The sequence below is a fragment of the Flavobacterium flavigenum genome (genome assembly GCF_027111255.2).
Lineage (GTDB): Bacteria > Bacteroidota > Bacteroidia > Flavobacteriales > Flavobacteriaceae > Flavobacterium > Flavobacterium flavigenum.
The window spans coordinates 946,821-960,401 of sequence record NZ_CP114285.2; the positions used below are offsets into that span (position 1 = coordinate 946,821).

Annotated in this window: 10 protein-coding genes, 1 tRNA gene and 1 pseudogene; 4 read left to right on the forward strand and 8 right to left on the reverse strand. The window is 33.5% G+C overall.

Translation table 11 applies throughout. From position 1 onward, the window contains the following. Positions 1–26 precede the first annotated feature (26 nt). Positions 27–4,343 (reverse strand): CusA/CzcA family heavy metal efflux RND transporter, encoded by a 4,317-nt coding sequence (locus OZP09_RS03445; protein WP_281310296.1) that lies wholly within the window; start codon positions 4,341–4,343, stop codon positions 27–29. Between the two features lie 162 nt (positions 4,344–4,505). After that, positions 4,506–4,829: a DUF6660 family protein gene (locus tag OZP09_RS22650; protein ID WP_432419445.1), complete on the reverse strand. Its 324-nt coding sequence runs from the start codon at positions 4,827–4,829 to the stop codon at positions 4,506–4,508. A 254-nt stretch (positions 4,830–5,083) separates the two neighbouring features. Between OZP09_RS22650 and OZP09_RS03450 the strand changes: the two genes are divergently transcribed. Beyond that, entirely contained in the window at positions 5,084–5,347 is a 264-nt protein-coding gene (locus OZP09_RS03450; RefSeq protein ID WP_269236554.1) for a hypothetical protein, read from the forward strand. Between the two features lie 552 nt (positions 5,348–5,899). Then, a tRNA-Glu gene (locus OZP09_RS03455) sits at positions 5,900–5,971 on the forward strand. Between the two features lie 139 nt (positions 5,972–6,110). On the opposite strand, the gene OZP09_RS03460 is transcribed toward OZP09_RS03455, so the two are convergent. Next, the gene (locus tag OZP09_RS03460; protein WP_281310297.1) at positions 6,111–6,560 is read right to left on the reverse strand and encodes a hypothetical protein; all 450 of its coding nucleotides are present in this window, start codon (positions 6,558–6,560) and stop codon (positions 6,111–6,113) included. A 342-nt stretch (positions 6,561–6,902) separates the two neighbouring features. On the opposite strand from OZP09_RS03460, the pseudogene OZP09_RS22585 reads away from it, so the two are divergent. After that, positions 6,903–7,159 (forward strand): annotated as a pseudogene (locus OZP09_RS22585) (ATP-binding protein); the annotation flags it as partial. Positions 7,160–7,239: 80 nt separating this feature from the next. Here the strand turns inward: OZP09_RS22585 and OZP09_RS03465 are convergent. The 5 genes from OZP09_RS03465 to OZP09_RS03485 all read right to left on the reverse strand — a co-directional run bounded on the left by OZP09_RS03465 (position 7,240) and on the right by OZP09_RS03485 (position 12,436). Continuing rightward, positions 7,240–8,079, reverse strand: a complete 840-nt coding sequence (locus OZP09_RS03465) for a DUF4249 family protein (protein ID WP_269236557.1) — start codon at positions 8,077–8,079, stop codon at positions 7,240–7,242. A gap of 4 nt (positions 8,080–8,083) precedes the next feature. Beyond that, positions 8,084–10,702, reverse strand: coding sequence for a TonB-dependent receptor (locus OZP09_RS03470; protein WP_281310298.1), 2,619 nt, complete (start codon positions 10,700–10,702; stop codon positions 8,084–8,086). A 102-nt stretch (positions 10,703–10,804) separates the two neighbouring features. Then, positions 10,805–11,647: a FecR family protein gene (locus OZP09_RS03475; RefSeq protein ID WP_269236559.1), complete on the reverse strand. Its 843-nt coding sequence runs from the start codon at positions 11,645–11,647 to the stop codon at positions 10,805–10,807. A gap of 6 nt (positions 11,648–11,653) precedes the next feature. Continuing rightward, positions 11,654–11,869, reverse strand: coding sequence for a hypothetical protein (locus OZP09_RS03480; protein WP_269236560.1), 216 nt, complete (start codon positions 11,867–11,869; stop codon positions 11,654–11,656). Between the two features lie 45 nt (positions 11,870–11,914). Beyond that, positions 11,915–12,436, reverse strand: a complete 522-nt coding sequence (locus OZP09_RS03485) for an RNA polymerase sigma factor (protein ID WP_269236561.1) — start codon at positions 12,434–12,436, stop codon at positions 11,915–11,917. Between the two features lie 532 nt (positions 12,437–12,968). On the opposite strand from OZP09_RS03485, the gene OZP09_RS03490 reads away from it, so the two are divergent. Next, positions 12,969–13,559, forward strand: a complete 591-nt coding sequence (locus OZP09_RS03490) for a DUF6934 family protein (protein WP_269236562.1) — start codon at positions 12,969–12,971, stop codon at positions 13,557–13,559. Positions 13,560–13,581: the final 22 nt, after the last annotated feature.

Consider the following 13,581-nt stretch of genomic DNA (forward strand, 5'->3'; position numbering starts at 1 on the left):
CTTACAACAGAAATTGCATGACATTGTTATTTATTATTAAAGTAATTAAACTGAACAGCAGATTGATTGTACTGGTTTAAAATATCCAGATAATTCTGGCGTATCCCAACAGCCTGGCTTAGAAACTGCCCCAACTCTGCAAAACTAATTTCACCTGATCTGTAACTTAATGTAGAAGCTTTTATGATTTCTTCTGCCTGTTTTAATCCGGTAGTTTCATAATAGTTCAGCAAGGATAGATTCTTTTCTATTTCTGCAATTGCAGAAGCTTTCTGTGTATGCATTTGCTGTGTTTGATAAAGTAGACTTTTTTCCTGCACTTCTTTCTCTGCCGAAGCCGCTTTTACTTTGTTACGCGCATAACCTGCCCCAAATAACGGAAAAGATGCCGTTGCCGAAAATCCCGTATAAGGATCATTTGCTCCCCATAATCTCTGACTGAAAACCCTTCCTGAAAATTCCGGCATATTGCTGTTTTTTTGTACTGAAATATTAGATTCAGCAATTTTTACATTTTGTTCCTGAAGCACCAGAAGCGGATGAGCACCATTATTTTCAGATAGAACTACATCTGCTTTTTCTAAAGGAGTTTCTAAAGGAAGCAGCCATGCATTCTGATTCAAAAGCATCATTAACTGTTGCTGCTGAACGATCATATCCTTTTTATTCTGGTCCGAAAAAGCTTTAAGTTCCTGCAGTTTTGCATCGGCAGCAATTTTGTCCAATGCTGCTACATCACCTGCTTTCAAGCGAACTTCTGCCGTTTTAAAAAGCAAGGTATAAATACTGTCCAGACGTTTATACAATAACTGTTTGTCCTGCAGATACCACAATTTATAATAAGCCGTTCGCACATCTCTTTTAATTGTGGCATTTAAAAGTCCGGTATTTAATTCGGCATATTTTAACTGTTCATTAAAATAGTCTTTTCGTGCTGCGTAAAGACCCGGCCATGCAACAGCTTGTGAAATTCCGATTTTTAATATTCCACTATTATCTGAAGGCCGGAGATCTTCATTCTCTGCAAATATTCCTGTTTTTGGAATATCTACAGCCGTTTTTACATTCAGCCCGGCAGTTCGAATTTCAGCTTCATTGACCCCAATCTGCTGATTGTTTTTTAAAGCCATTTCTACCGCATGATCCATTGAAATCCTTTCCTGCGCATTTGCAGATCCTAAACCTGCCAGACAAAGCAGTATTATAATGGTTGTATTTCCCATTTTAAATTTTCCATTAAAATTGAATTTAGAATTAAAAATAATATACAGCAACGGCAGTACAAATAAGGTCAAAAACGTAGCAGTTATTAATCCGCCGATTACTACTGTTGCCAAAGGTCTCTGAACCTCTGCTCCTGCACTACTGCTGATTGCCATTGGCAAAAATCCTAATGAAGCCACTGTCGCTGTCATTAATACGGGACGAAGTCTGGTCATTGTACCTTCTTTTACTCTTTCAAATATATCTTTCATGCCTTCTTTTTCGAGCTGATTAAAAGTTCCAATCAAAACGATTCCGTTCAATACAGCAACTCCAAACAAAGCAATGAATCCGATTCCCGCGCTGATGCTAAATGGCATTCCGCAAAGCATTAAAGCAAAAATTCCACCAATGGCACTCATCGGAATTGCGGTAAATATCAAAATGGCTTGTTTGAAAGAACGGAATGTAAAATACAATAATCCAAAAATCAAAAGCAGCGAAACCGGAACCGCAATCATCAAACGTGCATTTGCCTTTTGAAGATTTTCAAACTGACCTCCATACGTGAAATAATATCCAGGTGGCAATTTTACTTTTTCCGATAATTTCTTCTGAATATCCTCAACAACACTTTGAACGTCACGACCTGAAACATTAAATCCTACTACTATTCGGCGTTTTCCTGCTTCACGGCTTATTTGTGCTGGTCCCAATTTATAATTTACATTTGCAACCTGAGAAAGCGGAATCTGATTTCCAGTATTAGTAGGAATCATCAAATTACTTACATCGTCAATTCCACTTCTGTGAATGCTGTCCAAGCGAACAACAAGGTCAAAACGTCTTTCATTTTCATAAACCTGACCTGCACTTTTTCCAGCAAAAGCTGTGCTCACTACGTCATTTACATCCTGAATGGTCAATCCATAATTGGCAATTCGGGTTCTGTCGTATTCAATATTGATTTGTGGCAAACCGCTAACTCGCTCTACTTGTGGAGAAGTTGCACCTTCTACATTCTGAATAACTTTGCTGACTTCTTTTGCATAAACCGAAAGTGTGTCAATATTTTCACCAAAAATCTTAACGGCAACATCCTGTCTAATTCCCGTCATGAGTTCATTAAAACGCATCTGGATCGGTTGGTTTTTTTCAAAGAAAACTCCCGGGATAACTTCCAGCTTTTCGGTAATGGCATCAGCCAGTTCATTATAATCCCTGCCAGATTTCCATTCTTTTTGAGGTTTTAAGACAACCATCAAATCGGTTGCCTCAGGAGGCATCGGATCTGTTGGGACTTCTGCAGCTCCGGTTTTTCCGACAACCATTTTCACTTCATCAAATTGTTTGATAATTCGGGATGCCTGCATTGAAGTTTCGATACTTTGTTTTAAGGAACTTCCCTGTGGAAGAATACAGTGAAATGCATAATCTCCTTCCTGAAGCTGCGGAATGAATTCTCCTCCCATTCTGGTAAAACATAAAATAGCGATCACAAATAAAAAACTGGTGAAACCAACAACAACATATTTAATACTGATCACTTTTTGAAGTAATGGCTGATAAACACTTTGCAACTTCTGCATCATTTTATCACTAAAATTTTCTTTATGGTTTGGTTTTTTAGATAAGAATAAAGCACACATCATCGGGATGTAAGTCAGAGACAAAATCAAAGCTCCAAAAATCGCAAAACCCACAGTTTGCGCCATCGGACGGAACATTTTTCCTTCAACACCAACCAGCGTCAGAATCGGAATGTAAACAATCAGGATAATAATTTCCCCAAATGCAGCACTCGTTCTAATTTTAGAAGCCGACTGAAAAACTTCTTCGTCCATTTCTTCCTGTGTCAGACTTCTCATTGTTTTTCGCATTCCTAAATGGTGCAATGTTGCTTCTACAACAATTACAGCTCCATCGACAATAAGTCCGAAATCAATCGCTCCAAGTGACATTAAATTGGCACTTACACCAAAAACATTCATCATTGCCAAAGCAAATAGCATTGCTAACGGAATCGCTGAGGCAACAATTAAACCTGCCCTCAGATTTCCTAAAAATAAGACCAAAACAAAAATCACAATCAGAGCTCCTTCAACAAGGTTTTTCTCTACGGTACTGATCGCTCTTCCCACCAAATCGGTACGATCGAGAAAAGGTTCGATTGTGACATCATCCGGAAGCGATTTCTGAATAGTAGGCAGTTTTTCTTTGATTCGTTTTACGACTTCATTACTATTTTCACCTTTTAGCATCAGGACTACTCCACCCACGGCATCAACTTCTCCGTTATACGTTAAAGCTCCGTAACGAACTGCTTTTCCAAATCTAACTTCGGCGACATCACTCACATAAATTGGTGCAGCTCCGGTATTTTTTACCACGATCTTTTTTACATCATCCAATGAAGTAACAAGACCTATTCCTCTGATAAAATAAGCGTTAGGTTTTTTGTCAATGTAGGCTCCTCCGGTATTCTGATTGTTTTTCTCAAGTGCGGTGAAAATGTCAGGAATACTTACTCCCATTGCTTTTAACCTGTCGGGATTAACGGCAACTTCATACTGTTTCAATTCACCACCGAAACTGTTTACCTCTGCAATTCCGGGTGTCCCGTACAATTGCCTGGCTACAATCCAGTCCTGCATCGTGCGAAGATCTTTTGCATTATATTTATGCTTGCTTCCTTTTTTAGGGTGAATAATATACTGATACACTTCTCCGAGACCCGTACTTACTGGAGCCATTTTTGGTGTGCCGGCGCCTGGGGGAATTTGATCCTGTGCTTCCTTTAGCCTTTCATTAATAAGCTGTCTGGCAAAATAGATATCCGTTTCATCATCAAAAACCACGGTTATTACCGAAAGTCCGAATCGTGAAATACTTCTGATTTCCTGAATTTTTGGAACAGTGGCTATACTTTGCTCAATTGGAAAAGTCACTAATTGCTCCACTTCCTGTCCCGCAAGTGTTGGACAGCTTGTAAAAATCTGAACCTGATTGTTTGTGATGTCAGGTACGGCATCAATGGATAATTTAGTTGCGCTCCATACGCCCCAAATTATCAAAAGCAAAGTCATTAAACCAATAACGATTTTGTTCTTTATACTGAATTTGATTATATTATCTAACACAATGTAATTTGTTTTACGCTTAGAAAATAGTCTGTTCCACCCAAAAGTGGCGAAAATAGAAATGTGCGCTAACAGATTGCATGACTGCAAAATTAATTTACAGCATGATTTTTAGTGATTCTTAAACAAGAATCACTAACTGAAATACACATCAAAAGAAAATTAAGCGAAAAATTTAGGAGGTTCCCATATACTTCCCGAGTATCTGGAAATAATCTGGCAGTCTTTTATAACTATTTTTTTAAGGATAATAGCGGGTTGCTGAAAATTAAATTCCGGAATTTTAAAATTAAATTTAACTACCGAAACACTACAGCAAGAGCACTGGCAGAATGGTGTACAATGATCATCATGATCTTCATTATGGTTATGTGATACCTCTTTCTGATACGATATAGAATCTGCACAATTATTATAAACATCACTACACGGAACTAAAAGAAGTCCCAGGATATAGATTAATAATATTGTTGTTTTCCATTTCATACCAGACAAATGTATAAAAAAATTTATGCAATCAGATTGCAAAGTGATATACTGACTACAATAGTTGACAAAGTGGTCTTTGTATGTACTTTTAAAGCAAACAAGACACTAATTAGTTAAGGATTAATAATATTGCGGTTCTACAATTAAGTTTAATTATGTAACCACTTATTCCAATTATATAAAATAAAACAAGCTAATCCATGTAATTTTAAAATAATTAATATACTAAAGATCACTTAATAAATAAAATCATGGAAAACTTAATCAATCAGGAAAATCTTGAGGAAATCAGAGAATTTATTGAAGATAAAATTGCGGATGTGCCGGGCAGCTATATACTTATTGGTGCAATTGGCTCCTTGCTTTTATCTTCATACCTTGATAAAACGGGTAAAAAACAAGCGGCTTCTGCAATTGGAAAATTAGCTATCCCTATCATCGGAATCGGACTTGCCAAATACAAAGATGTAATAAAATCTGAGATCGAAAATCAGTTGGAAAAAGTGCAGTCCTAAAAAAATCAGCATATTTTTTCATTTTATTATTTAAGTTGTGCCCACCAATAAAGCCTGAGATTCACCTCAGGCTTTTCTATTTTAAATTATAACTCATTTAATGTATATGAGATTGTGTTTCACTATCCCACACAATCATTCAATTATTGGGTTCTTAATCCAGATATAAATGCAGGCACATTTAATCGAATTTTTGATATCCTTTTTATTCAAAATTCTACATTGCTGCAGGTTTAATTTGAAATAAAACTTCTGGTATGAAATCAAAAACCAAACACAATTACGAAAGAAAAATCTCTCTTTATAACAATTTTAAAAAATAATTTTAAAATTATTCGATAGCATCGTTTAACATAAAACTATGTTTGTTACTTTTTGAGAATAAGGAACAAATTATTATTAATCAAATAAATGCATCAAAAAACAATACCATCTTTACAAATCATGATTTATTAAACTAGGATAATTTTAAAAAAAACTAACAGACTTATTAAAAAAACATCTTGTGTATTCTAAAATTAATTGTATTTTTGCACGCGAAATAAAAAAGCAGGTCCGTTCGTCTATCGGTTAGGACGCCAGGTTTTCATCCTGGTAAGGGGGGTTCGATTCCCCCACGGACTACTTAATTAAGAAAAAGCTTCAGGGAAATCTGAAGCTTTTTTCATTTTAAATAATTTCGAACTTATACGAACAAAAAATTATAAGGTGTGGAACAATGCACATTTTGAAAATACTTTACATTAAGAGAAGCAAAGTATTTTTACTTCCTATCTACTGAAATCATATTTGACTTATCTTCAATTACAATTTTAACTTTATAATGCACACTTTTATCTCTGTGAAAATTGGATGATATTGTATAGATAACCGGTCCTTTTGAAAAATCCTGCTGGTCACCAATAGAGGGCGAGATACTGTATTTATTGTTGTCTAAATCGAATTGTTTTAAGCTCAGCATCAAACTCTGATGTACAGCGGGAATGGTTATTTCAATCTCCCCATACTTTTTTTCCTCTCCTTTCGCTAATTCAGGATGCACTATTTTGATTTTCATAAAAGAAACTTCAGATAAAGGAAAGCTTTTCAATTGAGCATTTTCTAATTCGGGATCAGGTCTCATTTCATTTGAATCTTCTCCCTGGCATGATACCATCAGAAACAAACTAATAAACTGAAATACTAAAAAAAACTTGGCTGTTTGGGTTTTCATAGTTAACGGGCTTTATAGATTTGATACAATTAGAAGCGCTATTCCGGAAATGCAATTATGTTTTTTTAGAGTAAAAAATACAAACTGATATCAGTTTAAATTGAATTGTTATGAAACCATTGCTTTTTCATAAAATAATTATTTTGTAATCATTTACAACACAAATTAGTAAAAAAAATATTTATTTTACTACAATTTAAACCTATTTTTCTTCTATTTTTTTAAAATTTTGTGATATACTTTTCTAAAGAAAAATGAAATCATTAATCACGATTTTGATTAAACGTTTAAATCGAATCTGCATTCAAAATTTCTATCTATACCGTAAATCTTCAAAGTTGAAGAACTAATGTCAGGGACGCACATGATAAATATGCCAATCAGGAAGTTTCTTATTTGATGCAGCGAATTGAAAATCATCGCGGACTAGTCATTCTGGCATCAAATATTAAAACGAATATTGCCGCGGCTTTCACCCGAAGATTTCAATCTATAATTGAATTTGAAGTACCTTCGAAGAAGAAAATAAAAACATTAGCCTCAATCACCTTCTTCAGGGAATAAAAAAAGAATATGTAAAAATGGGAAAAATGATGTAGCCAGATATTATAAAAAAATACATCTGCCAATAAAATTTTTTAATGACAGATGTACTTACAAATTAAATTTCTAATAAATTTTATTTCATCGTATACGAAACACTATTAGCTTCACAAAGCCTAAAATATCCTAATGCAAAATCATTTGTCTCTTTAGTATTGACAATATTCCCTCTAATGTTTCCTGGTGTTGTCCCAAACGGATTTGCACTTGACGCCTCAAAAATTAAATTCATATAATTAAAAAAGTTTTTCGAAATTCCACGATGCACTATTTGAACAGTTTTTCCCGGTTTTAAATCAGTATCTGAAAATTCGTCTGTAATTTCGTTTCCGTTATAAAAATCATCATTAGACATTAAAGTATAAGGAATTTTCAAAAAATCTGTTGTAAAATACGACAGGTAAAAGTTTTGCTGATCAGCCGGATCATCATAAAAAATAGAGAGCACCAATAAGTCAGGACCTGATATGTCAGGTCTGTATTCTTGTTCTATTTTTTTAATTGGTGTAACAGAAATCATTTTTTCTACAGCGGTAAAACTTTTTCCCTCAACATCAACAAAAAGAGTGTACTCCATATTAAGTACTGGAATGAAGTCGTTACAAACATACGAACCCGCTTCTGTTTCTGCAAAAGTAAAAACAACACCTTCGCTGTTTTCAACACGTACCTGTGCTCCCGAAACTTTTGGCGTACTAGTATTATAATAAGGAGCCATTTTACTTATTTTTATAGTTTGTACCTTTCCGTCAGTATCTTTATTCCAAAGGATTTCAGCATCAATTACTATCTTAGCTTCTCCTGTTTCAAGATCAAGATTCACCACCTCTTCACAAGAAGATAACAATAAAATAAAAAGAAGACTACATAAGATTAGTACTTTACTTTTAAAATTATTTTTTACAGCTTTATTCATATTGTTAAAATTTAAAATTATAAGAAACACCTGGAACCAATCCGTAAATAGATAGTTTTTTTGTCTCGTTTACTCCTGTATCCTCATTTGTTTGAAATGTAATAGAAGCGGCATTTTTTCTGTTATAGATATTATAGATACTAAAAACCCAATAGCTTTGCCATCCTTTCTTTTTATCCGGTTTTGGCGTGTAAGTTGCTGCTAAGTCTAAGTGATGATAAAGTGGAAGTCGGTTTCCATTTCGTAATGAAAAATTAGGCACGTTAAAACCGCCAAATTCATAATATCCGTTTGCATAGGTCACAGGCTGACCCGATTGCAATGAAAAATTAGCATTATAAGACCACTTTGCACTTCGTTCATAAGTAGCGACAACGCTTAAGCTATGCAATTTATCATATCCTGATAAATACCAGTTGCCATTTGCAATTCCGGGTTCTTCCGGAGTTCTTCCCGGAGTTTTTTGTTCTGCTCTTGACAAGGTATAAGAAACCCAACCGTTAAATCGACCAGTATTTTTTCTGAATAATAATTCCATACCATACGATCGGGCTTTACCACTCAAGATTACCTGTTCTATATTGTTGTTTGCTAATAAATTGGCGCCATCTACATAATCAATACGATTTTGAATCTTTTTATAAAATAATTCTCCCTCAAAAGAATAATCACGGTCTTTTATATTCTGAAAATACCCTATCGCATATTGATCCAGTAATTGCGGTTTCATAAAAGGTCCGCTTGGTGTCCAGAGATTCATTGGCAAAGGCGATTGCGTGTTAGACAACATGTGAATGTATTGTGCCATTCTGTTATAACTTGCTTTTATAGATGCATCTTCGCTAAAAGTGTATGATAATGCCGCACGAGGTTCAAAATTATCAAATTTACTTATGATTTCGCCTCTTTTATAAGATATTGTTCCGGTTGGAGCACCCTCTTCATAAATATTGTATTTTGGATTGTACACGACTGATTGTCCATTGTCGTAAGTACTTATTTCCTCGTTTCCTAAACGATAGAACATACTATAGCGAAGTCCGTATCGGAGATTTAGTTTCTCTGTAATCTGATGTTCAAAGTCTAAGTAAGCAGCAGATTCTAAAGAGTATTTTCTATCCAGTTGTTGGTAATTGTACTGTGAATCTGAGCTTGAAGGCCGGACTGTTCCGGGATTAAAATTATAATAAGTACCTTCAACTCCGTAGTTGAGTTTAAAATTTGGATTAACGGATTGAATCCAATTGTATTTTAAACCATAGGTTTGAACCATGTTTTTCCATTTGAACTCCTGAATATCGAGGTTAAGATTAAATTTATAATCACTATAGAAAACAGCTAAGTTGGTGTTTAAGTTATCTGAGAATCTATGCTTCCAGTTGAAAATACCCATCGTATTTCCAAATTGAATGTCTACCAGATTGTTTAGGCGAATAACGTCATTTCCTAAATAACCAGAAAAGCTAACTGTATTATTCTCGTTAAGGCGATAATTAAATTTAGCGTTAAGATCATAAAAACTAATGCCAGCCCTGAGATCTGTTAATTTTAAAAACAAATTTGCATAAGTAGTACGCCCACCAATTATAAAAGAGCCCTTGCCTTTTTTTATGGGGCCTTGTACTAAAAGACGGCTGGAGATCAAACCGATTCCTCCGTTAACTTTATAATTTTCAATATCTCCTGTTTGTTGATTTACATCAAGAACAGAGGAAACTCTTCCTCCAAACTTAGATGGAATGCCACCTTTATACAAATCCATTCCGTTAATCATATCAGCATTAAAAACAGAGAAAAAACCAAACATATGCGAATCTCCAAAGACAGGAGCGCCATCCAGTAAAATAAGATTCTGGTCTGCTGCGCCACCACGAACATTAAAGCCAGAAGAAGCTTCGCCGGCATTAGTTACTCCAGGCAATGTCAATAATGATTTTAAAGGATCCGGCTCTCCCATAGCAGCCGGAATTCTTTTAATTTCTTCCATTGTAAGTTTATTGACACTCATCTGGGTATTTCTCACATCAACTGCTTTTGAGTTGGTAATAATCACCTGTTCCAGCTGCTGACTGTCAGCATTCATAATAAAGTTTATTCTTTCATCGTCAGAAATTGTTATTAGCTTTTCTCCATTTTTAAAGCCAACATAACTCACGATAACCGTATAAGTCCCTTTATTCAATTCTAATGAAAACATTCCGTTTCCATCTGTTGTAACACCTGTTTCCAGTTCTTTAATAAAAATATTGGCGCCAATAACAGGCTCTTTATTCTCATCTAAAACCTGTCCGGTTAACTTGCTTTTTTTTTTGGCCGTAGCGGGTTTACTATTTTTTTGCTTTACGAAAATATTATTGCCGACAATAGAAAACTGAATGGAATTGTTTTTGTTAAGCTCATTAATAAGTGCTTTTATTTCGATATTTTTATAAGTATGTTTTTGATCGAAATACTTTTGACTGGTATTAATCTGATCTGTAAAAGCAAACTTAAAATCTGTTTGGCTCTCAATTTGCTTAAAGACTTCTTTTAATGTCATATTTTGATCTACTGTTACTGTAATTGTTTGGGAGTAGATACATAAACTGAATAAAAAAAAGCACGTTGAAATTATATGCTTCATGAATTTTTGTATTTTTGAATTATTATTAAATGGGACAGCTCTATACTGCCCTGATTATGAGGAGGATGTTTAGTTTCGCGGCTAGTGCATCCTTTTTCTTTTCTATCGAAAAGTAATCTGTTTTAAATCTTCATTTATTTCAAAGTTTAGGTTATACATTTCTGATACTAATTGTAGAATTGTTTTTAAATCTTCTTTTTTATTGATTCGGATTGTAATCCTTTGATTATCGTATTGTTCAGGAATAATCATTTTATAGCCATAATTCGCCATTATATAATCACTTACAGCGCTTAATTTTTCGTTTTCAAAATCTGCAAACCTGTTAAATTCTAAAACTTTAGCAACATTTTTTCCGTAAATAAATTTTTCTCCCGGTTTAAGTATCCATTTCTTGTCCTGGTCTTTTATACTCATTTGAACACTTCCTTCGTAAAGGAAAACCGTAACTCCTTTTTGTACATTTCCCTGAACCGTAAAACAAGTTCCTAACACAGTAGTTGTTGTCTCATTGCAAAAAACCTGAAACGGATATTTTTTGTCTTTTTTGACTTTAAAATAAGCTTCTCCTTCTACAACAATCTTTCTGTTGGTTTCAAAATTATTGGCATAAGTAATTTTAGAATCCGGACTAAGTTCTACTCTCGAACTATCCGGCAGCCCAACTATTTTTATTGTAGAAGTCGTATTTTCAATTGTATTTGAAGTAAGGTAAAAAGTATCCTGTAATGGACTTGTGTTAAGATAAATGCCAGTTCCTGTCAACATACAAATGATAACTGCTGCTGCTGCAACATAACGCCAAATTTTAATCTTTGGTTTTTTAGCAGCAAAGGTTTTAGACTGGAATTGTTGCCAGGAAGCTTCTTTTTGATCCTCAGAATGCGAAAAAGGAATTTCACTCCATAATTTTTCAAATTCCTTATCCAGTTTTTCTTTATCCATGACTTTTTATGGGTTAAGTTTTTTACAATAAAATCCTTGCTTAGAAAAAACACTATACACCATTTCCTGAATGTCTCTGTTGGTTTCTATTCTAAGAATCCTTTCTCGGTTTTTAAAATCAAAATTGATAATACAATCAGAAATGATGAATTGTAAAAGCGTTACAAGCAGACTTGCATCCTTCTTTGTTCTGACATTCGTTTTATACGCTTCAATATGCATTTTTGTTCTCGTTTTTATATATAACAAACGAGAACTAAAAAGTTCCTAATCGTTTTCGACTTTTTTTCGAATAAATTTGCTGGCGAGATAAATATGATTAGCAATCGTTTTTTCAGAAAGGTCTGTAATTGCTGCAATCTCCTTATAGCTAAGGTTTTCCAGTTTATGTAAAGTAAATATTTTTTGCTGCTGCTCAGGAAGCTGATTTATGAAAGTTTGTAGTTTTTCCTGCCTTTCTTCAAAAATTCCTGTTTCAGTATCTTCCTGCTCTGGGTTAAATTGTGAAGGATCGAGCTGTATAATTTTATTTTCGCGGTTAACGTGATTAATTATGATGTTTTTGCATATTGTAAACAATTGTTTATCAAATAAAACATCTTCATTAAGTAATGCTCTTTTATCGTACAACCTTAAAAAAGTCTCCTGAAGAAAGTCCTGTGGAGTAAGAACAGTAAAATTAAATCTTTTGGCAATGTTAATCAATCTATCGTAGTAATTTAAATAAGCCTGTTTAAAAGCAGCTTCATTGCCTTTTTTCAAACTTAATATAAACTCTCTGTTCTCCATAATATATCATGATAATAGATAACTCAATGCCTAAAATAATATTGCATTCAAATACTATAACCTTCCGGTAATTTCGCGATTCTCAAATGAGTACAAAGAACAGCAATTTATTCTTAAAATTTATATGAAAATTAATTTTTAAGTCATTTTAAAATATAACTAACCCTTATGTCTTCTCATAAACTATAGCTTTTTTTGGTCTAAAACTTAATTTTTTGATATAATTTAAAAATAAAAATCCTACAATTAAATATTTTTGTACATTTACACAACTTTTAAAAAGTTTTAAAACTAAAAATTCATTTTAATCGTATATACAAGAAACGATAATCTAATTAGAGAAAATTCAATTCACTGAACTGTTTTTGGAAAAACATTGAATCCTATCTAGTTTCTGGTTGTCGTTTTTTTATTCATTAGAATCATCTGTAAAATCCTTCTCTAGTTCCAAATCATAATAAATTTCTTATTATTAGGATTAATAAATCAAATTGGATATTTATATTTACTTTATAAATTGAAATAAATTAAATTGGATTTTTTAGAGAAAGCGTATAGCTATAATTTTGAAGGCATTACTAACGACGTTTATCAATTTCGTTTCATTAGTGCAGGCATACAGGAAATAACGAAAATTGTTTCCATTTCGCCTATAAATAAAAAACTAAATTGGTACAGCGTAGGTTTTGGAAATCTGGAAAATCATGAAGATGCCATAACTGTTAATGATCTTGCCGAAATTAACAACAATGATTATGATGAGGTTTTAGCTACTGTATTTATGTGCATTCTTCATTTTTTCATTTCTAATCCTGATCATACTATTTTGTTTTTTGGAAACACACTTCATAAACACCGTTTGTACAAACAAAAAATTTCTTCAAATATCAACCTTCTAAAACAATATCTGGAAATTTCAGGAGGCATAACAGAAGAGAATATTAGGCTCATAGAAAAAAAACAAACGATCAACCGAAAAGGAAGGGAACACATCAGGACTATTAGGGAAAAAGATCTTACATCACTTAATAACAGTATTGAAATAAAAAGCATTGAGAAATACAACACATCTAAAACATCTGATTATCAATTTGTTTTATTTAAGTTAAAAAAAGATCTGTAATTATTGAAATAATAAAAAAATA